Source organism: Paenibacillus silvestris, assembly GCF_009882985.1.
In the GTDB taxonomy this organism is placed as follows: domain Bacteria; phylum Bacillota; class Bacilli; order Paenibacillales; family NBRC-103111; genus Paenibacillus_E; species Paenibacillus_E silvestris.
Window position 1 is genome coordinate 754439 of record NZ_WTUZ01000010.1, and the last position, 20338, is coordinate 774776.

Genomic DNA, 20338 nt, shown 5'->3' on the forward strand with positions numbered 1-20338 from the left:
AAATGACAAGCAACGTCAAACATTTACATAAAACACATACAAATTACCACACATTTTTCCTGCGAAAAATCATAAGAAGCCCCGCTGCAACAAGGATCAAAGCGATTACATATATCCCTAATTTGACAAGCAACGTGATTCCGAAAAGCACCACTGAAATGATGCCAAGCACTAGTGCACCTATCCAAACCCCTCGGTCACTTCCACGATCGAACAGATGGAGCTCATACAATCCAATGGCTACGCCCAGTATGAATCCAGGCCAAAGATAGCTCATGGACCCCCAACCAAATATGTTGCAGAAAAAGAACATCAAGCCATACGTCGTCAAGATTCCTCCAGGGACGAGTACGCCCGCCGGCCACGTGCGGTTAAAGTACAAGATGTGAAAGAGCAGTCCGGGTGCAAGCAAAACAAGAGGCCAGAAGAAGGAAAAAATAAAGTGTATAACGCCTAATTTCCCAAGAAGCAATAATACGGCCAGGCCAATTAACAGGATACCGATGGAATAGCTATTTCTAGCCATAAGAATTCCCTCCTATTTCACTTGTCAATTCGATGTCGGTTTCGACACCATTCAACAAGTAGTTTATCGTACCTTGCCCCAAATTGCTAGCCTGTACGCTATTTGCGGCCACTGCCGGGCCACTGAAGCCTCTACGTAGACTTATCCACAGATAACTATTCGGGATAGTCGCCAGACGCTACAAACAGAACCACAGCCCGCTTCCTCTTGCGAATAGCACATGTTGCGTTCAATTAGCTTCCTCTGGGCATACTGAAAGGCGTGCTGCCTGATTTCCCTCTATCTTACTGGTTTGCCTACATCCAACATGGGAGGTCACATGAAATCTTTGTCTGAGAATGAAAAGAAAAAACGGAAACCGCTCTGGACGAAAGCTTTTCTCGTCACATCGCTATCCAATTTACTGCTGTTTTTTAGTTTTCAAATGCTGATACCAACCATCCCTACGCATATATCGCAGTTAGGAGGCAATGACCTGCAAGTTGGGCTCGTCATCGGTATTTTTACGATTTCATCCCTTCTAACCCGTCCTTTTGCCGGCCGAGCTCTTGATCTGCTGGGTAGAAAGCACGTCTTGCTCGTAGGATTAGCTATCTGCGCGCTGACGATAGCAGGCTATTCGTACATGGCTGTCATTACCCTCATTCTAGCAGCCCGCTTCGTTCATGGAATTGGTTGGGGCATATCAACGACATCCTTAGGAACGGTAATCGCTGATATCATTCCGCCCGAACGCCGCGGTGAAGGTATGGGTTATTACGGATTATCCAATACATTTGCCATGGCGCTTGCGCCGCTCACCGGTTTATGGATCATGCAAACGTATGGATTCCATCGTGTTCTTTTGATTTCGACGCTGCTAGCCGTCCTTTCCTTATTTAGTTCACTTTTTATTTCCTATGTTAAACCTGTACCTCTCGAAAAGTCGGCTGAGCGCCCGAAACTCATTGACCGTTTATGGGAACGCACGGCTTTGCTCCCCTCAGCTTTGCTGCTGTGTACGGCTATTTGTTATGGAGGGATTGTGACTTTCATTACTTTGTTTGGCCATGAAGCCGGCATTTCAAATGTAGGTTGGTTTTTTCTATGCAATGCCTCGATGGTGCTTATTGTGCGGCCTATTACCGGTGTGCTTTTTGATCGCAGAGGTCCTGAATGGGTGCTACTGCCGGGCGCACTTTTCACGATAACTGGACTGCTCCTGCTTTCATACGCTCACACTGAGCTCAGCCTAGCCGTAGCAGCCTTATGCTATGGTATCGGCTTTGGTTCTATACAGCCTGCCTTGCAGGCATGGACAATTGCTCGCGCAGCCCCTAATCGACGCGGTGCAGCGAACGGCACCTTCTTTTCCGCCAACGACTTGGGCATAGGACTTGGAGCCATGGTTCTTGGCGCCTTAGCGAATGTCAGTGGGAGCTACGCACTCATGTACCGCTTCTCAACCATGCTTATTATTGTGTTTCTGCTTATTTATGGCTGGAGCTTTTGGCACGTTTGGCGCAGCGTACGCCTTCCGCAGCGATAACTGGTTTAGCGTACCAAGTCGCTGATCTGAAGTTCCCCTAACTATAAATAAAACCGCTTCGCTGTGTAAGACCAGCAAGGCGGTTTCTATTTCCTATTCGTTTCTTGTTTTTAACTGCATGACCCTAAGCCACTTCACTGATACACCAACCACGATGACAAGCGCAGATGCTACAATCGGGATCCAAACATGCAGAAATTCGTAATCGTGAAGGAACCAATCGATCATTTTCTCGTCTTTTACAAACATTTCACCGGCCGTATAGCCGAGGATACCTGCCCCCAAAAGAACAAGAACCGGATATTTGTGCAGCAAATTCATAACCAGCGTGCTTCCCCAAATAATGATAGGGATACTGAGTCCAATTCCCAATATGATTACTGTATTGTTACCATTGCCTTTGGCCGCAATCGCCAGCACATTGTCTAGACTCATCACGAAATCCGCGACGATAATCGTCCAAATCGCTTTGCCAAGCGTCGAAGCCTCTTTCACATTCGCATGACTGTCATCATCAGTCAGCAATTTGATGGCAATCCAGAATAATAAGATCGATCCACCCGCTTGAATATAGGGAATATCGAGAAGGCTTACAGCCACTAACGTCAGCACCAACCGCAAAGCAATGGCTCCGAAAGCGCCCCACCACACGGCTAGCTTACGCTGTTCAACGGGAAGATTTTTACTCGCGAGTGCAATAACTACCGCATTATCGCCGCTAAGCACAATATTGATCAACATAATTTGTAAAAACAAAATGAGCGCATCAATCATGCTTTACTTCCCTCCCGGAGTGCATGGCGAGCTGGTGAAGAGTGGTGATGAAGTCACCAACTGCTTGGCACCGGAAAAGCATTTAGAAGAAATGCTGATCGGGCACCTTCTTCATTTGACCATGTACAATTTCAATTGTTTCCGTCTGTTCCACAGCCTTCTGGATTAATTCCGGCAAAAAGTCCATGCTGTTCTCGATTCGTTCTACCAATTGCAGATTCGGATTGGTGCTCGGAGAAGGAGGAAGGAATAAAGAGCAGCAATCTTCATACGGTAAAATCGAAATCGGGAACGTGCCGATCGTTTCGGCAATTCGTATAATTTCTTGCTTGTCCATCATCATCAGCGGCTGCAAAATCGGCAAGGTGACAACGCGTCCAATGACATTCAAGCTTGGCAGTGTTTGACTAGCTACCTGTCCTAAGCTTTCTCCGGTCACTAACGCACTTAGACCTTCACGATCAGCAACTTGCTCAGCTATGCGATACATGGCCCTTCGAATTAGCGTAACTAATAAATTATCCTTATATTCACGGTGTATGGACGTCTGCACTTCTGTAAAAGGTACCAGGTGCAGCCTGATAGAATCCGTGTACCCAGCAAGCTGATGAGCCAGTTCTATCACTTTATCCTTTGCACGTTCACTTGTATAAGGATAACTATGAAAGTGTATCGCTTCGATGGTAAGCCCCTTTCGCATCCCTAACCAACCCGCTACAGGACTGTCAATCCCTCCAGAAAGCATCAGCAGTGCCTTTCCGCTTGTGTCTGCCGGAAATCCTCCCGCTCCCTCAATCACTTCTGCATACAAAAGTACCTGGTCTTCACGAATTTCCACTCGAAGCTCGACTTCTGGATCACGAACATCCACTTGCAGACCAGGAATTGCTTCAAGAATGTAACCACCGACGAGATAATTCATTTGTTGGGAGTCTAGCGGAAAAGATTTATTCACCCTGCGGACATTCACCTTAAAGGTCTTTGGAGCTTTAGGCAAATTTTGCATGATGCGCAGTGCAGCTTCTTTTATGGCCTCAGACTCCATCGGTGCGTGGTAGGCCGGACTGAACGATGCAAGTCCAAATACACGCTGCAATGCTGTTGAAGCCTCTTCGTACGCCGCTCCCCCTAGCTCCACATATACGCGCCCATACTCCGGAATATACCTCAAATCAGGAAATGCCCCTAAAACTTTACGAATTTGCGTGATAACGCTGCGTTCAAAACGCTTACGATTCCTGCCTTTCAGTGTCAATTCACCAAAACGCAAGATTAAACAATCCGGTTTCATTTTTGCTGCCCCTTTCTGGCTGTTGATTTGCTTAACATGGGAGAAAGTTCATTCACAACATCCCTAAGTGCTAGCAAAAATTGTTCCATATCTTCTATTTGATGCTCATCTGAAAAGCTGACTCTGAGCCCGCTGACCGCTTGCTCACGCGTACAACCTAAAGCCAGCATAACCTCGCTGGGATCAGATGCATCCGAAGCACACGCGGATTTCGTTGAAATATAGACTTGTCTTTGCTCTAAGGCATGTACGACAACTTCCGCTTTCATTCCGGTAAAAGCAAAATGAACAATATGTGGTGCCATCTCCTCATGACGTTCAGATCCCATTAACGTTAGTTCGGGAATTGTAAGAATACCGTTAACAAGATGCTGTCTTAGACGATATCTATGTTCCAGCTTCTCCGGCAAATTCTGCATGGATAAGCGTAGCGCCTTGGCCATCCCAACGATGAGCGGAACGTTCTCCGTTCCTGAGCGAAATCCATTTTCTTGCCCTCCGCCAACGAGTTGCGGCCTGAGCTGTACGCCCTCTCTGCGAAGCAGAAAGCCAACCCCTTTGGGTCCGCGAAACTTGTGCGCAGAAACACTGCATAAATCTACGCGCCATTCCTTCATGGAAAAAGGGAGCTTAGCGATGCCCTGCACAGCATCTACATGAAATACCACTTTCGGATGCTTGGCAAGTAACTTCCCGATTGCTTGAATCGGCTGAATTGTGCCTACTTCATTATTGACATACATCACGCTAACCAAAATGGTATCCTCACATAGGGCTTCTTGAAGCGTCTGCACTTCTAGACAGCCATTCCGATTAACAGGCAAATACGTTACGCGAAATCCTTCGCGTTCCAAACTAAGGAAAACTTCCTTCACGGAAGGATGTTCAATTTGAGTTGTAATGAGATGCTTGCCCCGATTCTGATATTGATAGGCAGCACCTCGAATTGCTAGATTATTACTCTCCGTTCCTCCGGATGTGCATATAATACTAGCTGGCATGACGCCCAAAGCTCCCGCAATCACTTCTTTAGCGCTCTGCAGCAGCTTCTCTGCTTGCACACCTAATCCATGAATGGAGGATGGATTTCCATAGTGCACTTTCATCACTTCTGCGATCGTATCGATAACTTCGTTATATGGCGGCGTAGTTGCCGCGTTATCCAGATATAACATGATCTTGCTGATTCCCCTTTTTCCTTGCCCTGCAGCTGCGCAATCGAAATAATTTCCTTACATCATTAAAGCCTAAAACCGCGCATAACTCAAGCATGCACTAGAACACAAAAAGCTGATCTCCGCATGACTCATGCGAAAATCAGCTCCTTGAAATTGCCGCTTACAGTGAAAATTTCATCTTATGACCCAAAACCTGAGAGACATACGCTTGCGTTTCCTTCGGTAATTGGTGCAATTTATTAGATAGGTCCTGATCATTCTTGATGCCCAAGCGATCCACACGTCCTGGACCGGCATTGTAAGCAGCAAGAGCAACGCTTTCGTTCCCATTGTACTTCTGAATCAGATTGCTTAGGAAATGCGTACCTGCATCAACATTCTGTTTAGGATCAAACGGATTCGTCACGCCAAAGCCGCGTCCCGTGCCATCCATAAGCTGCATTAAGCCTTTGGCGCCAGCGGGAGAGACCGCTTGATGGTTGAAATCGGATTCCTGTTGAATAACAGCCTTCACCAGTGACTCATCGACCCCATATTTGGCACTAGCTTCTTGAATCAAAGTGTCAAACTGTGATGTAGAAGTGGATTGACTCCAGCTCTGGAGCGGTGTATAGGCTTTATTCAAAGCGCCCAGGGATCCTGGCACGTTATTTGCTGACGTAGGATTAATCAAGGACTGACTGTCTAGCCCAGAACCAGAAACTTGTCCCATCAATGTGTTCAGCAATGAGCTGAAATCACTGGAATCGTCCGTACTGGATGTTTCGGAATCCCCGGATAACAAACTAATTTTCCCCATCACTTGAAGCTGCAGCAGCTCCTTCATCACTCTTGGATCAATGCTGTTCGTGCTGTTCATCCGTCAGACCTCGTTTCTTATCATCATTCGTTGTTTTTATTGTACACGTTTTGTGCCCTTCCGACCATCCTAAATTTTCCTGAAAATAAAAAAAGGACAGTCATTGGACTGTCCCTCTATCTATTCAAGAAATATTCTGTTGTAGAATTTCATCTTGTTCCGTCATTTTTCTAACAATCAATCTTGAGATTCGCAAGTGATCTGTTTCTTCTACAATGAACAAGAACTCATCGTTATAACTCACCTGTTGATTCTTGCTAGGCGGAATCTCTGTCTGCGAGTAGATCCAGCCGCCAATTGTATCATAGTCATCCGACTCGATATCAAGCCCGAAATAATCATTCACTTCATCAATCAAAAGCAGACCATCAATGGAAAACGTGTGCTCATCTTTGATTTCGATCGTTGGACGTTCCTCATCGAACTCATCCTGAATTTCACCAACGATTTCTTCCATGATGTCTTCCAGAGTTACAAGTCCTGATGTTCCACCGTATTCATCAATTAGCAGCGCCATCTGACTTTTTCTTTTTTGCATCATTTTCAGCAAATCACTGATATGAATGGAATCCGGCACCGTCGTAATCGGGCGAATAATTTTCTTGATTCCTTTCAAGTTCGCATCCGGCTTGAGCAAATCCTTGATATGGACGAAGCCAATGATGTTGTCTTTGTCCGGATCACATACCGGGTAGCGCGTACGCATTTCCTTAATCGCTATCGCTAGATTCTCTGAATAGGAAAGTCCAGCATACAAACATTCCATCTCGGTTCTGGGAATCATAATTTCTCTGGCTGTTGTCTCGGCGAATCCGAATATATTATCAACAAGCGTAAGCTCTGTATTATCTATAAGTCCATTTTTGTGACTTTCTTTCATGAGGACACGGATTTCATCCTCCGTATGCGCCGATTCATGTTCCGTTGTCGGCTCAATGCCTGCGCGGCGAAGCATCCAGTTGGATATCCCGTTAAGCAACCAAATAAATGGATACATGATTCTGTAAAATAAGACCATCGGTCCCGCGGAAAGCAATGTGATCTGCTCAGCTTTACGAATTGCATATGTTTTGGGGAATTGTTCACCCAGTGTAATATGCAAAGTAGTCATCAATGAAAAGGCAATAATAAAGGTAATCGTGTGGAACACCGAATCTGGCAAATTCAGCGGAGCGAATAGTGGTTCCAAAATTTTTGCAAAGGTCGGCTCCCCGACATAACCAAGTCCCAACGAAGTAAGTGTAATCCCGAGCTGACAAGCACCTAAGTACGCATCGAGATTGTTCATAATTCCTTGTGCGAATTTCGCATTACGGCGACCTTCATCTACAAGTGAATCAATTCGACTACCTCTTACTTTCACCATTGCGAATTCAGCTGCGACAAAAAAACCATTCAGTAACACCAGTCCAAACATTAATAGAAAGCTAATTAACGTTTCGGGCAAAGGATCTTCCAATACCTTACCTATCCCCTGTCAAGCACGGTTTCCGCACCAAGGAGAGTAGGTACACCTCCCTTAATTTTAATTTAAATTTGAATTATCACTTTTCATTATATAATAATACTGTAATCATTCAAAGGTGCGAATATGACTCTTGAAGCCAAATAGTACGAGCAAACGGGAGTATAGGGTTTAAAATGATGCCATAACGAGTCTTAAACCGCTAATTATCCATCTAAAACACGAATATACCCGATTTTCTTCTGAAAATGAAAAGGGGCTGTCTCGAAAATCATTTAATGACCGAGAGAAAGGCTTTTTTTGAACTTGGGGAGCGCCCCTTTTCCAGCTATACGATTCGGTTACATACGAAAGAGGCTATCCCTAGTTATCTACAGGGACAGCCTCTTCTCCAACATTAAGAATAAAATGGAAACAGTAAAAAATAGGCAGCAACAGCAATAAAACCAAGCACGACAGACCAGGTACCGATTCCCTTGTTGCCCATAAGGAATGCAATAACCCCTAACACAATGCCCGATACGCCAAGCAATACAGGCCATACAAAGAGTGAAGCTAATGCAACGAATAAAGCGATATAGCCAACCGCCTTATTTCGCGTAACAGCTTCAACTAGATCATCGATCTCCTCATCGGTAACATCCGACTTCTGGACCTCTGCACGTTTCGCTTGATAGGGCTCGGCATATTGAATTCTCCGCGAGGGCGCTGTAATCTCGGTTGCATATTCTTCCTTGCTGTTCAGACCACTTTCGGTCCGAAGTTGATCCAGCTGGAACCGCTCCTTGGTGCTTTTATCCAAATTGCCTCCATGCTGGCGCATGATTACTGCTTCTTCTTTGCTTGAAAGGTGTGGCAGCAAGTGTTCGCGGCTTTGCTCGCTGCATCATGATGATCGGTATCGAATGATTCCCCTGCAAACTCTTCATTGTAATTCGCGTTGGCATGCTGATCTATTTCAATCATAATGGTTCCTGCGTTGCAGTTGTTACCTTGCGTCCAATATTCGCAGTTGGCAACTGAACATTTTACATCTGGCATAGTCATCACCCCATTAACAATTTACCCGCTATTGGGGTGAGCTATGCTCAGGCAAGACTGTCAGATAGCACCAAGAACATCGCGTGAGACCAAAGCAGCGGCAGCGCAGGTTCCCCCCATTTACTGAGCCACTCCGAATACGCGGAAGACTCTCTGAGTTGATCAGGAACCTGCTCGGGAAGGCGTCCCAGGTGGTCAGCTTTGCTTATGATCCATTCCAGACACCGCTGTGCCTCTTCACGGTTTCCAAGCTCCTTCTGATACCATCCATACCATGCCGTCAACAGAAGCCATTCACCGCCGCCATAGTAACGATCTTCCACATAGCGCTGAATGCCTCCATGTTTCAGTTCACTTTCAATCACTTCTACCGTATTCCGCATAATAGGGTCATCAACTTCGCACACAGCAAAAGGTACTGCAAGCCATAGCAAACTTGCATCTACACCTGTTAAAGCCGGTTTCCATATTTCATCTAGACAATGCACAGACTTCACGAAGCGGCCTTCATAGATGCAATGACTAAGAATGAAATCCTTAACCATAGATGCCTTATCTAGCAAATCAGAACGCTCCTCTAATTCTCCAAGTGCCTTCAATCCGCCATATACACAGGCTAGTGTTGCAGGATGAACATAGTCAGGAAACTCTTCCCAGCAATCGAAGTTCGGATAGTGCCAGAACGTCATCAAATAATCAACTGTAATCTCAATACTCTCCCTGAGTTCTTCCAACAGCCCTTTATTTCCGGTCGTTTTCACGTGCTCAGTAAGTCCCCACAGCCAAGCCCCATATCCATCAAGTTGGAAATGACCCCATTCGGAAACATCGTCCCGGCCATCCAGATGATAGCGAGTTCCCAAAAACTCAGAACGATCGATCCACTCTTTGTTTTCATGTTTATGTATAAGTGTATCTACACACGAACGTTTGTTCTTCAAGACTCCAGCAACCCATCTATGAAAAAGTGCTGAGCTATCCGTCTCGCCTACGCGATCCATTGCATTTGCTATAAACGTCCCGTCTCGCAGCCAGCTGTATGCATAAGGAGGGAAAAGTGGAGATGCTATGTAACCTCCGCGAGGATGTTGATTGCATGTAATAATCGAGATCGAGTGGTTGATTAACTGTTCACGCTGCATGCACCATGTCCCCTTTTAAAAGAAAAGAGATGCGCTGCTAGCCGCATCCCTTATATCTTTTGTATTTTGGCCTTACAATTATACTTTTTCACCTTGCATACGGCGCTGCGTGATGTAATCTGTCTCATAATAGGCCAGATCTTCGCGAAGCTCTTCGAATACTTTGGACAATTCAATCGTTAAATCACGCACTTCACGAGAAGGCTTTTTACGGAAACGGATGGCATCTTGTCCTGTATAAGCATAGCGGCCATCCTCGGAATAACATTCATTCTTAGGATAGAAAAATGTATTCACACAAGTATGATATACCTCATACAAAACTTTTTCCGAAAAATCAACGTTAAAAGTTGGACGTCTCAAACTTACGCCCAATTTCTCATATGCCACTTCACAGAAAACTAATAGATGACGCGTATCTTGGAGATAACCACGATAAAATTCATCCATAGCAGGATCATTCTCTACATTGAGTTGTGAAAGCGAATGTTGATTCAGAAACAGCTCCATTTTGGCGGTAGTTTCTTTTAGCTTCGTACGCGTTGAATCACAAATATTTTTTACATTAAAAACAGCCATTTATGAAGACCTCCTCTAATTGCGCTATTCCTATCCTACCATAAATTAACCTGAAAAGGTATATGTAAAACTCCCGATTCCATGCATAAAAGTATCCTCAGAACCTCACTCTAATCTAAGATACTGCGTTTGCTGACAGAAGCGGAGAAACGAGTTAAGAAGGAGGACTATCGATGTGGCGTTATTTATCTTCTATTAGTCTAGTTCTTGGTTTAGGTATCGTTCTATTTCCCCACCACTCTAACAATGAGAATACACCTGGTCCTGAAATTTACAGCGCGAAGTACGAGACAGATCAGAAGTTGTCCTTGCTGCAGCAGGATGTCAAGTTAACGGACGATTTGTGCCGATCCCAGTGCTCGATTGATTACACAAAAATGATATCCCAAATTGAGTCAGGTGAATCAGCGGCTCAAGTGCTCGGAGATATGAAGACTCAGCATGAAAAAATGGATATTTTAATCTGGTCAAAAAATAAACAGACTTTAGATCAAGGAATAAAAGTCGGAGAAATTCCCTCTTCCTACAAGGAACAAGCAAGTACCTATTTAGCAGAAGCAAAAGCAGCTACGGAATCTGGCAAGCATTATCAGTCCCCGAAATTTGGGGCTGCACAGCAAGTGTTTTTCGTTCAGGGAACTCCATCTACAGACGGTAACTCTTCGCTTATTGGTGTTATTCATCAGGATATTCTTCATCAGGTAACCGACCATCAGATGAAAAATTTACGTCTCGAGCCTTATCCGAACGAAAATCGTTGGAAAGTTGAGTCTGTAGATACCGATACGTTAAAAGACAAAGTGGTGGATCATCCAGAGGATAATCAAGGCACAAGCCACTATCATCAGAACGAAGTTGTCGTTAAGTTCAAAAAGGACCCTACCGATGCTCAGCTGTCTCAAATAAAATCAGAAATCAAAGCCAATTCGATGCAAAAACTAGGCTATACGTATGTTTTCCGTACGGAAGGCATGGAAGCTAAAGCTTTGATGGCCTATTTTAAAAAATGGGATGTTGCTTATGTTGAGCCTCATTTCTTGTATTTGACCAATGATTACTACGATGATCAAGAGGAAGCCGATAATAAGGATTCAAGTGACTACACAGACAGCACAGATACAACAAGCCCTGATGAAACAACGAGCATTGCGCCGAATTTTAAACCGAATGATAATTTGTATAGTCGTTATCAATGGAATCTGCCACTTATTGAGACTGAACAAGGTTGGCAGGTGAACAGGGGCACCAAGGATGTGATTGTGGCTGTTGTAGACACAGGCGTGGACTTACAGCATCCAGATCTCAAGGACAAGCTTCTGCCAGGCTATAATGTGATCAGTGGAGATGATAAACCGCAAGATGATGTTGGACATGGAACTCACGTGACAGGAGTCATCGCTGCTCTAGTTAACAATAATTTGGGGGTAGCTGGAATTAGCTGGTATAACAAAGTGCTCCCTGTAAAAGTATTGGATCAAACAGGAGCAGGCAGCACGTATTCCGTTGCTCAGGGCATTATCTGGGCTGCAGATCATGGCGCCAAAGTAATGAATTTAAGTTTAGGCAACTATGCAGACTCTGGATTTCTGCATGATGCCATCAAATATGCGTACGACAAGGACGTGGCTTTAATCGCGGCGAGCGGAAATGACAACACGGAACGCCCGGGCTACCCGGCCGCTTATCCGGAGGTGTTCGCTGTCGCAGCCAGCGATTCTGAGAACAACAAAGCTCCCTTTTCTAATTATGGAGATTATATCGATGTGACGGCGCCAGGCGTGAGTATTGCCAGTACCTATCCAAATAATCAATATGCTGCATTATCAGGTACTTCCATGGCGAGCCCGCACGTGACGGCACTAGCAGCTCTCATCCGGTCTACAAATCCTAATTTGAAAAATACGGAAGTATATCAAATTATGAGGGATACAGCGCAAGATATTGGCACCAAGGGTCATGACAAATATTTCGGGTATGGTCTAATTGATGTTGTCAAAGCTGTTCAAAAAGCCGAAGAACAACCGAGCATCGGTTTCGATTGGCCATCCCATTGGTTTCGGCAGATGAATCTTGTTTCCAAGAAATATGCAGGAGTTGTTATGCAAACAGCAAAATAAATAACAAATTAAAAAAAGGCTGCCTGTGGTTTCGAATTCTCGATACCTAGGGTGGCCTTTTTGTTTAAATTAAATACCCGCTAAGCCGAAGCCAAGCGGGTAACCGACAGTATGGAAAGTTTGCCGTAAGCCGGGTTCTGTACTTCCGGTGGTCATAACGGGCGTCTGTCCCCTGCCACCATTGAAGCGACAATCATCTATCTAGGCCATACATTGCTGCACAGCTCAAGCGACCAACCCGAACGCGTCTCAGGCGAAGACTGCTGTCTCGAAGACGGCTAGCGTTCCTCTAGGTCTTGCTCCAAGTGGGGTTTACCAGGATCTATGTCACCATAGAACCTCGTGGTCTCTTACACCACGGTTCCACCCTTGCCTGATCTCATCCGAAGATGAGCCATCGGCGGTCCATTTCTGTGGCCCTATCCTTCAACTCGCGTTGACTGGACGTTATCCAGCACCCTGCCATATGGAGCCCGGACTTTCCTCTCGCTGTGGCTTACCCACAGCCAGCGATTGTCTGTCAAACTTTCCGATGCATTTGATAGTATACTAGGAATGACTACGAATTACAACTGGGTATTTCCTAGATGAATTGGAAAGGTTCCGTATTCACTTCGGATGCCAGCACTTGTGTATCCGTTTTGGTTAATTGCGCGGCGAGATAATCCGCCACGCCGCGCTTCATGATCTTCTCGACGTTATGTCCAACATCGATCAGAGTAAGACCTGCCGCGAGTGCATCATGCGCGGTATGGTAGTCAATGTCGCCGGTGACCAGCACATCGGCGCCAGCAAACATGGCGTGCCGCATATAGCGGCCGCCGGAACCCCCAAGCACGGCCACCTTGCGGATGGGCCGTGTTAAATCACCGACGACGCGCACCATCGGCACGTCGAATGCCGTCTTCGCGAGCTCCGTCAGCTCGCGGAGCGTCATTGGCGCCGGCAGCTTGCCCACGCGCCCAAGACCGAATACTCTACCCTTGAGATCCATCGGGTAGAGATCATAGGCCACCTCCTCGTAAGGGTGGGCCTTCAACATAGCCTGTACCGCCTTGCGCTGGACGCTGGCGGTTACGATCGTCTCAACGCGTACTTCTTGTACGCGTTCTAGCTTCCCTGCTTCCCCGATATACGGGTGAGTCCCTTCCTGCGGAAGGAACGTCCCCGTTCCGGGGATGTTGAAGCTGCAGTGGCTGTACTGCCCGATCCACCCCGCTCCCGCGGTGAAGAGGGCATCCAGCACGGCTTGATGATGCGTCTCAGGCACGAAGACGACCAGCTTCTGAAGCTTCTCTGTATGCACATCCTCCAGATGAGTCAGCTCTTTGAGGCCAAGCTTATCGGCCATCATATCATTGACGCCGCCTTCCGCCACATCCAAATTCGTATGTGCGATATAGACGGCAATGTCGTTTTTGATTAGTTTTTCATATAAGCGGCCTGCTGGAGTATCGGTCTGAAGATGCGCAAGCGCTCTAAAAATGATCGCATGATGAGCAATAATGAGATTAGCCCCAAGGCGAATCGCTTCTTCCACCACTTCATCATTGACGTCGAGGGCTACTAACACCTTCTGGATCTCTTTTTGCAAAGAGCCCAGTTGTAAGCCAATTTTGTCATCAGGCATCGCATAATGCTTGGGTGCCAGCTGTTCAAACAACTGAATTACGGTTTGACCTTTTGCAAACAAGCGAGTACCTCCTTTATCTCCTTGATCTCTTGGGCGATTTGCTCTGCTTTTGCCGCGGATGCTTCCGCTGTTGAAAGCTTAAGTTGCCCTTCAATCATCGCCAATTTCTTCAATTCGCTATCCCACTTGCTGAACCACACTTCGGGAGCTTCCTCAAGTAAATACGGCCCCATCTGGAGCAGACGCTCCTTACTCACGACAATTCCGCCTGTCAAAGTACGTTCAGCATAGAGAGCTTGCTGTGAGTTCTCGCCTACAACTATACGACCAGCAGTTGCCGTCAAAATCTCATAAATCTTCCCATCTTCTTCAAGTATGGCTTCCGCATCCAAGTTCCAGCCCTCTGCAAGCAGCCACTTGCGGACCTGATCTTCCCCGACGTTCGGTTGTAAAATCAGATGTGTAACACCAACAAGTTTCTGTTTACCGGCTTCTAAAATACTTGCCATCAAACTGCCGCCCATACCGGCAATCGTAATCACATTCACTTCACCTGGTTCAATGACTGCCAAGCCGTCACCGGATCTTACACTTATTTTTTTAGACAAACCGCTCTCAAGCACTTGACGTGTTGCCGCCTCGAACGGACCTGGATTGACTTCACCTGCTACGGCAAACACAATAATGCCTTGTTGCGCCAAATAGGTCGGCAGCAAAGCATGATCGGACCCAATGTCCGCAACCTTTGATCCTAGAGGTACACGATCTGCAATCATTTGCAATCTTTTTGATAATTTTACCATCTGTTAAACAACCCACTCTACCCATTTTTTACGCAGCAAGAAAAATGCCGCGCCCGCAGAAACTAATTTCCCTGTAAACGACAATTGTATGACGCGGGAACTCATATCAACATCCGTAAGAAATGTCATCGCTTCAGGAATAAACCAAACCAAAACGCCAACAACTAAAAGCACACTTGCTGCTTGCTTATTGGTATGATGCGCAAGCCAAGCAATCCATATAAGTACAATACTAACTGGAATCCAACTAATTTCAAGAGAGAACCAACCTGGCATGTTCATTTTTTGCAAAAGCAGCCAACCGTAAGTTCCAACAAGTCCTATCCAGCCACAAAATTGGAAAATTCCCATTTTCCCTATGACACCGTTGATTAACCAAACTACACTACAAAAAGCTAAATAACCGATATATGTATAAGGAGAACTTACTTCATACATATCCATTAAATATAGTCCCAGCAGCAGCAAAGCTATAGAAGAAACACCGCAAAGCAGATAAGAAATCACTGGGGATTTATGAAATTGACGATACGCAAACGCATAGCAAACGATGACAAAAAGTGCGGAAATTCCAATTTGCATTGGCATTCCAAAAGAGTTAAAATTAAGAGCAGATAAGGCCAGAGCGGCTATGACCGCCATAATGACTAACCATATTTTCCAAGAACTGTTTGCAATTGAAGAGGCAGAAACCCCCATGATAGAAGCAGGTTTCGGGGTTGTTTCATCCATGTACAAATTCATCAGAAAATCACAATAATGTTCAGGAAGCAATTTGCTTCTCCGCCAATGATCAATTTCTCTGACTATTACTTTTCGTTTATCTGTATCCATATCATCTCTCACCTTCCTACTACTTTATCGGTGATTTCATGCTTAGGTTTTAGTACTTTTCAAATAAAAAAGACCCCGCCGAAACTGGCAGGGCCCTTCTCACAGCGATTTATTCCAAGAAATCCTTCAGGCGTTTGCTACGGCTAGGATGTCTCAATTTGCGCAATGCTTTTGCTTCAATTTGACGAATCCGTTCACGTGTAACACCGAATACTTTTCCTACTTCTTCTAGTGTGCGTGTACGACCATCATCAAGACCGAAACGTAAGCGAAGCACGTTCTCTTCTCTCTCTGTCAACGTATCCAATACGTCCTCTAGTTGTTCTTTCAGAAGTTCATAAGCAGCAGCATCTGCCGGCGCTAGCGCTTCTTGGTCTTCAATGAAATCTCCCAAATGCGAGTCATCTTCTTCACCAATTGGTGTTTCCAGAGATACAGGCTCTTGTGCGATTTTCATAATTTCACGTACTTTATCCGTACTTAAGTCCATCTCTTTTGCAATTTCTTCTGGCGTAGGTTCGCGCCCAAGCTCTTGCAGCAATTGACGGGAAACACGAATCAATTTGTTGATGGTTTCGACCATATGTACAGGAATACGAATCGTTCTCGCTTGGTCTGCAATCGCGCGCGTAATAGCTTGACGAATCCACCAAGTTGCATAGGTAGAGAACTTGTAACCTTTCGTGTGGTCAAACTTCTCAACAGCTTTAATAAGTCCCATATTCCCTTCTTGGATCAAATCCAAGAACAACATGCCGCGGCCTACATATCTTTTGGCGATACTTACTACGAGTCTTAGGTTCGCTTCTGCCAGGCGTCGCTTCGCCTCTTCGTCCCCGTTCTCAATCCGCTTGGCTAAACCCACTTCATCTTCCGCAGAAAGAAGAGGCACACGACCAATTTCTTTCAAATACATCCGAACTGGATCATTAATCTTAATCCCTGGCGGCAAAGCCAGATCATCATCGAAGTTAAATTCATCGCGATCATTTTCTTCAGGATTCATGGAATCGTCATCCGATTCATTCCCTACATCGATCCCTTGCTCCGATAGCTGCTCAAAAAACTCATCGATTTGCTCAGGATCCTGATCGAAGGGAGCTAATTTCTCCATAATATCCTTGTAAGTTAATGAAGACCGCTTTTTACCTTGCTCTATAAGCTGGTCTTTCACCTGGTCCAAGGTCAACTCTGTCTCTAGTTCTGTACGCTGATCATTCGCCATAGTACGGACTCCCTCCTCCCTAGTCAATTCAGTAGCTCTACGTTGACTTCAATCGTTTTTCTAGGGCGATAATTTCAACTGCAATTTGTGCTGCTCGAAGATGGTCGCCTTCGCGCTCGGCGCGAACACGTTCTTCTTTCTTGCGTTCAATCTCTTCTTGCATTGGAACTTTACGAATTTGGCGAATATAGTCGTCAATCACTTGTTCGTTCATTCCATGACCCGCTCCCATCATAACGATGGAACTGGCCAAGCTCTCCAGCTGTTCGTCTTGCAGCATGGCAATGTATCGGCTTGCATCCGGCTCAGCATTCTGAGCGTAGTAAGCATATAAATAAGCAGCTAAGACTGCGTGAGCTTCAACGTTGAATTGATCTCCTAACTGTTCTTCGACATGTCCGCAAACATCGCGATCATGCATCATAACAGCCAAAATCAATCGTTCAGCATTGTGATAAGCTGGCAAAAGCGAAGGCGTTTTCTTGCGTGTTCGTTCCGCTGTTCTCCCATTATTCATAACATTATTCCACAGAATTGGTTTATTATCCCCATCCGGTCGGTTTTTTTCCGATTGCAGCAAGATTTCGTGAAGGTCTAACTTCATCGCCTCATAAGAGGAATCTGGGAATTCAGAAGCCAACTGCTTCAAGTAATGTTCGCGTTCCATCGGAGAGTGTAATTCACTGATTAACTTCACAGCGGATTGCAGATAACGAAGTCGGTCACCGTCCTCATGCAACTTAAAATTTTTGCGGATGTACAAAAGCTTATATTTCATCGATGGTACGGCAGGTTCAATAATCTCCCGCACGAATCGGTCAAAACCATATTGTTTCACATAATCATCAGGATCCTTGCCATCCGGCAGCATCGCTACCGTAACTCGGCTTCCTGTCTCTTCCAGGATCGGAATGCTTTTGAAAGCAGCCGATTGTCCTGCATTATCGCCATCGTAACATACGACGATTTGGTCGGCGTTACGGTTCAGCAGCGCCGCGTGTTCTTTGGTCAGTGCAGTCCCCATCGTAGCGACCCCATTGCTAATTCCTGCTTCCCAAGCTTTAATAACATCTACATAGCCTTCAAAAAGGACCGCTTGCTGCAGTTTTCGCATATTAGGTCTAGCCAAGTGAAGATTGTACATGGTCCTGCTTTTATTAAAAAGAGTAGACTCAGGACTATTTAGATACTTGGGCTGAGCATCGCCCATTGATCTCCCGCCAAACGCAATGACCTTGCCGGTAGCATCGCAAATAGGGAACATAATGCGCTCCCTGAATTTATCAACGTAGCCTGTTCCTTCGTGTTTGGCCGAAATTAATCCGCCCTTTTCCATCAACGTAAGATCGAACTCACGTTTCACGAGTTGTTGAACTAACGTATCCCACATCGCAGGAGCATAACCGATTTGAAACGTATCGATCAGCTTATCAGAAATACCTCTTGAAGCCAAGTACCCTTTAGCCACTTTGCCTTGCTCTGTATTGCCTAAGATATAATGATAAAGTTTAGCTGCAAAGTCATAAGCTTTCAGCAGGGCTGCTTTCTCTTGCTGCTGTTCGTTCTGCTCCTCGGACGCTTCTTCCCATGTAATCGGGATATCCGCTTCCTCCGCAAGCTTAGTAATGGCTTCTGAGAAACTTAGGCCTTCTATTTCCATAACGAAACGAATTAAATTCCCGCCTACATTGCACCCGAAGCAACGATAGATTTGTTTTTCCGGCGTAACTGTGAATGAAGGACTTTTTTCTGAATGGAAAGGACATAGCCCTTTCATATAATGCCCTTGTTTACTCAAATGTACGTGCCTGCCAATCACATCGACGATGTCATGGCGTTTCAGTACAGCCTCAATGACCTCTTCAGGTATGCGTCCGTACCTCATGTTATTTCCACCCACAATTCAGGTCGCTTTTCCGACTAAGTACTATTCGCTATTCAATTTCGATTTCCTGCAATTTTTTTAAAAGTTTTGTCAAACCATGTAGAAAATATTTGCGATCCTCGTCTGTGAAGGGTTTTGGCCCCTTCGAATGCTTGCCCGATCTTCGCATTTTTGCTGAAGTATGACGACGATCCAATAAGAAATCTATTGAGCTGTCCGTATATTCCTGACCCCGATTCGTCAAACAATACGAACCTTTCGCTAACCCGAGCGCTGCAAGACCGAAATCTTGCGTCACCAAAATATCACCAGACTTAATTTGATTGGCGATGTACAAATCAACAGATTGATCGGAGCGATCCACTTGTACGACCTTAACACCTGGATTCTCTTTCATCCGATGATCAAACGAAGCAACTAGCACAACTTGTACACCGAACTGCCTGCCTGCTTCTTCTATTTCAGTTTTAACGGGACAAGCATCGGCATCAACGATTATATTCCTCGCACCCATACGGTTCAGCCCACGCCCTTTTAACGAAATCTCACCGTACTATTATATACGATGAACTTCTAAAAAATCCTGCAAGTAGAAACATAAAACCTTATTGAACCCGTTCAATATGATCCATAACCAAACTTGCCGTTTCTTCGACAGCGCGATTTGAAACATCGAAAATCACACAACCGATTTTGCTCATAATTTTGTCAGCAAAGGCCAGTTCTATTTTTATACGTTCCACATTCGCATAGGTTGCATTTTCTGCAAGTCCGAGTGTGCGAAGCCGTTCTTGGCGAATAACATTCAACTTATCCGGATCGATCCGAAGTCCGATGATTTTATCTTTTGCAACGGTATAGATAGCGGCAGGAGGCTGCATTTCTGGCACTAAAGGTACATTAGCCACTTTAAATCTTTTGTGAGCTAAATACATGGATAAAGGAGTTTTGGAGGTTCGGGACACGCCAAGAAGAATGATGTCTGCTTTTTGTATGCCGCTAAAATCTCGGCCATCATCATATTTAACGGCAAACTCAACCGCCTCAACCTTTTTAAAATAGTCCTCATCGAGCGGATGAATCATACCAGGCTGTCTGCGCGGCTCTTGGCGCAGCGCCTGCCCTAAGGTGTTCACCACGGGTCCAAGAAGATCAATATGCGGGATACCATGCTCTTTTGCTTTCGCAATAAGATCGTCACGGAGTTCCGGTATGACCAAGGTAAAGACAACGATGCCGCCATGAATGCGAATCGCATTAATCACTTTATCGATGCCTTCAATATCATGGATAAACGGCGCTCTCACAATCTCCACTGGAACCGGATGAAACTGCATAGCAGCAGCGCGTACCACAGACTCCCCTGTTTCCCCAACTGAATCAGAAACGACATAAACCCGAGTAGGTAATGGATGATCCATTTTCCCTTAGCCCCTTTCAACCATATCAGCAGGGACC

The 20338-nt window shown here is 45.4% G+C and carries 19 protein-coding genes and 1 other RNA gene; 2 read left to right on the forward strand and 18 right to left on the reverse strand.

What is annotated here, in order from left to right:
- Window positions 1–43: 43 nt before the first annotated feature.
- Complete coding sequence (locus GQF01_RS06965) at window positions 44–526, reverse strand: LiaI-LiaF-like domain-containing protein (protein WP_161406078.1); 483 nt, start codon at window positions 524–526, stop codon at window positions 44–46.
- A gap of 319 nt (window positions 527–845) precedes the next feature.
- Here GQF01_RS06965 and GQF01_RS06970 point away from each other — a divergent pair, with 319 nt between their 5' ends.
- The gene (locus GQF01_RS06970; protein WP_202556109.1) at window positions 846–2054 is read left to right on the forward strand and encodes an MFS transporter; all 1209 of its coding nucleotides are present in this window, start codon (window positions 846–848) and stop codon (window positions 2052–2054) included.
- 93 nt (window positions 2055–2147) lie between these two features.
- Here the strand turns inward: GQF01_RS06970 and GQF01_RS06975 are convergent, their stop codons facing one another.
- From GQF01_RS06975 to GQF01_RS07015, 9 genes are all read right to left on the reverse strand, one after another.
- Entirely contained in the window at window positions 2148–2828 is a 681-nt protein-coding gene (locus GQF01_RS06975; RefSeq protein ID WP_161406079.1) for a TerC family protein, read from the reverse strand.
- Between the two features lie 82 nt (window positions 2829–2910).
- Window positions 2911–4119: a tRNA uracil 4-sulfurtransferase ThiI gene (gene thiI, locus GQF01_RS06980; RefSeq protein WP_161406080.1), complete on the reverse strand. Its 1209-nt coding sequence runs from the start codon at window positions 4117–4119 to the stop codon at window positions 2911–2913.
- Window positions 4116–5294: a cysteine desulfurase family protein gene (locus tag GQF01_RS06985; RefSeq protein ID WP_161406081.1), complete on the reverse strand. Its 1179-nt coding sequence runs from the start codon at window positions 5292–5294 to the stop codon at window positions 4116–4118. Before GQF01_RS06985 ends, thiI begins: the two co-directional genes overlap by 4 nt.
- A gap of 163 nt (window positions 5295–5457) precedes the next feature.
- Window positions 5458–6156 (reverse strand): lytic transglycosylase domain-containing protein, encoded by a 699-nt coding sequence (locus GQF01_RS06990; RefSeq protein ID WP_161406082.1) that lies wholly within the window; start codon window positions 6154–6156, stop codon window positions 5458–5460.
- A gap of 124 nt (window positions 6157–6280) precedes the next feature.
- Window positions 6281–7573, reverse strand: coding sequence for a hemolysin family protein (locus GQF01_RS06995; RefSeq protein ID WP_161406455.1), 1293 nt, complete (start codon window positions 7571–7573; stop codon window positions 6281–6283).
- Window positions 7574–8018: 445 nt separating this feature from the next.
- A complete protein-coding gene (locus tag GQF01_RS07000) occupies window positions 8019–8444 on the reverse strand; it encodes a hypothetical protein (RefSeq protein WP_161406083.1) in 426 nt (141 codons plus the stop codon).
- Between the two features lie 2 nt (window positions 8445–8446).
- Entirely contained in the window at window positions 8447–8662 is a 216-nt protein-coding gene (locus tag GQF01_RS07005) for a DUF1540 domain-containing protein (protein ID WP_161406084.1), read from the reverse strand.
- Window positions 8663–8709: 47 nt separating this feature from the next.
- Window positions 8710–9804, reverse strand: coding sequence for a glycoside hydrolase family 15 protein (locus GQF01_RS07010; protein ID WP_161406085.1), 1095 nt, complete (start codon window positions 9802–9804; stop codon window positions 8710–8712).
- Between the two features lie 78 nt (window positions 9805–9882).
- Window positions 9883–10383 carry a YpuI family protein gene (locus GQF01_RS07015; RefSeq protein ID WP_161406086.1) on the reverse strand — a complete coding sequence of 167 codons (501 nt, stop codon included), beginning with the start codon at window positions 10381–10383 and terminating at the stop codon, window positions 9883–9885.
- Window positions 10384–10556: 173 nt separating this feature from the next.
- On the opposite strand from GQF01_RS07015, the gene GQF01_RS07020 reads away from it, so the two are divergent.
- Window positions 10557–12500, forward strand: a complete 1944-nt coding sequence (locus tag GQF01_RS07020; protein ID WP_161406087.1) for a S8 family peptidase — start codon at window positions 10557–10559, stop codon at window positions 12498–12500.
- 111 nt (window positions 12501–12611) lie between these two features.
- Here the strand turns inward: GQF01_RS07020 and rnpB are convergent.
- The 8 genes from rnpB to GQF01_RS07060 form a co-directional block, all read right to left on the reverse strand.
- Window positions 12612–13029, reverse strand: an RNA gene (rnpB, locus tag GQF01_RS07025) — RNase P RNA component class A.
- 54 nt (window positions 13030–13083) lie between these two features.
- Window positions 13084–14193: a Nif3-like dinuclear metal center hexameric protein gene (locus GQF01_RS07030; protein WP_161406088.1), complete on the reverse strand. Its 1110-nt coding sequence runs from the start codon at window positions 14191–14193 to the stop codon at window positions 13084–13086.
- Entirely contained in the window at window positions 14169–14936 is a 768-nt protein-coding gene (locus GQF01_RS07035) for a tRNA (adenine(22)-N(1))-methyltransferase (RefSeq protein WP_161406089.1), read from the reverse strand. Before GQF01_RS07035 ends, GQF01_RS07030 begins: the two co-directional genes overlap by 25 nt.
- A 3-nt stretch (window positions 14937–14939) precedes the next feature.
- On the reverse strand, window positions 14940–15770 hold the full coding sequence (locus tag GQF01_RS07040; protein ID WP_161406090.1) for a hypothetical protein: 831 nt from the start codon (window positions 15768–15770) through the stop codon (window positions 14940–14942).
- A 109-nt stretch (window positions 15771–15879) separates the two neighbouring features.
- Entirely contained in the window at window positions 15880–16995 is a 1116-nt protein-coding gene (gene rpoD / locus GQF01_RS07045) for an RNA polymerase sigma factor RpoD (RefSeq protein WP_127451881.1), read from the reverse strand.
- Window positions 16996–17032: 37 nt separating this feature from the next.
- Entirely contained in the window at window positions 17033–18880 is a 1848-nt protein-coding gene (gene dnaG / locus GQF01_RS07050; protein ID WP_161406091.1) for a DNA primase, read from the reverse strand.
- A gap of 49 nt (window positions 18881–18929) precedes the next feature.
- The gene (locus GQF01_RS07055) at window positions 18930–19394 is read right to left on the reverse strand and encodes a YaiI/YqxD family protein (RefSeq protein WP_145656980.1); all 465 of its coding nucleotides are present in this window, start codon (window positions 19392–19394) and stop codon (window positions 18930–18932) included.
- 91 nt (window positions 19395–19485) lie between these two features.
- Window positions 19486–20301, reverse strand: a complete 816-nt coding sequence (locus GQF01_RS07060; RefSeq protein ID WP_145656981.1) for a pyruvate, water dikinase regulatory protein — start codon at window positions 20299–20301, stop codon at window positions 19486–19488.
- Window positions 20302–20338: the final 37 nt, after the last annotated feature.

Bases quoted from the DNA above. Each gene is read 5' to 3' on its own strand.
- dnaG (WP_161406091.1), bottom strand. From the start codon at position 18,880: ATGAGGTACGGACGCATACCTGAAGAGGTCATTGAGGCTGTACTGAAA.
- GQF01_RS06970 (WP_202556109.1), top strand. From the start codon at position 846: ATGAAATCTTTGTCTGAGAATGAAAAGAAAAAACGGAAACCGCTCTGG.
- GQF01_RS07015 (WP_161406086.1), bottom strand. From the start codon at position 10,383: ATGGCTGTTTTTAATGTAAAAAATATTTGTGATTCAACGCGTACGAAG.
- thiI (WP_161406080.1), bottom strand. From the start codon at position 4,119: ATGAAACCGGATTGTTTAATCTTGCGTTTTGGTGAATTGACACTGAAA.
- GQF01_RS06985 (WP_161406081.1), bottom strand. From the start codon at position 5,294: ATGTTATATCTGGATAACGCGGCAACTACGCCGCCATATAACGAAGTT.
- GQF01_RS07020 (WP_161406087.1), top strand. From the start codon at position 10,557: ATGTGGCGTTATTTATCTTCTATTAGTCTAGTTCTTGGTTTAGGTATC.
- GQF01_RS07010 (WP_161406085.1), bottom strand. From the start codon at position 9,804: ATGCAGCGTGAACAGTTAATCAACCACTCGATCTCGATTATTACATGC.
- GQF01_RS06965 (WP_161406078.1), bottom strand. From the start codon at position 526: ATGGCTAGAAATAGCTATTCCATCGGTATCCTGTTAATTGGCCTGGCC.
- GQF01_RS06975 (WP_161406079.1), bottom strand. From the start codon at position 2,828: ATGATTGATGCGCTCATTTTGTTTTTACAAATTATGTTGATCAATATT.
- GQF01_RS07055 (WP_145656980.1), bottom strand. From the start codon at position 19,394: ATGGGTGCGAGGAATATAATCGTTGATGCCGATGCTTGTCCCGTTAAA.
- GQF01_RS07035 (WP_161406089.1), bottom strand. From the start codon at position 14,936: ATGGTAAAATTATCAAAAAGATTGCAAATGATTGCAGATCGTGTACCT.
- GQF01_RS07060 (WP_145656981.1), bottom strand. From the start codon at position 20,301: ATGGATCATCCATTACCTACTCGGGTTTATGTCGTTTCTGATTCAGTT.
- rpoD (WP_127451881.1), bottom strand. From the start codon at position 16,995: ATGGCGAATGATCAGCGTACAGAACTAGAGACAGAGTTGACCTTGGAC.
- GQF01_RS06990 (WP_161406082.1), bottom strand. From the start codon at position 6,156: ATGAACAGCACGAACAGCATTGATCCAAGAGTGATGAAGGAGCTGCTG.
- GQF01_RS07000 (WP_161406083.1), bottom strand. From the start codon at position 8,444: ATGCGCCAGCATGGAGGCAATTTGGATAAAAGCACCAAGGAGCGGTTC.
- GQF01_RS07040 (WP_161406090.1), bottom strand. From the start codon at position 15,770: ATGGATACAGATAAACGAAAAGTAATAGTCAGAGAAATTGATCATTGG.
- GQF01_RS07005 (WP_161406084.1), bottom strand. From the start codon at position 8,662: ATGCCAGATGTAAAATGTTCAGTTGCCAACTGCGAATATTGGACGCAA.
- GQF01_RS06995 (WP_161406455.1), bottom strand. From the start codon at position 7,573: ATGTTTGGACTGGTGTTACTGAATGGTTTTTTTGTCGCAGCTGAATTC.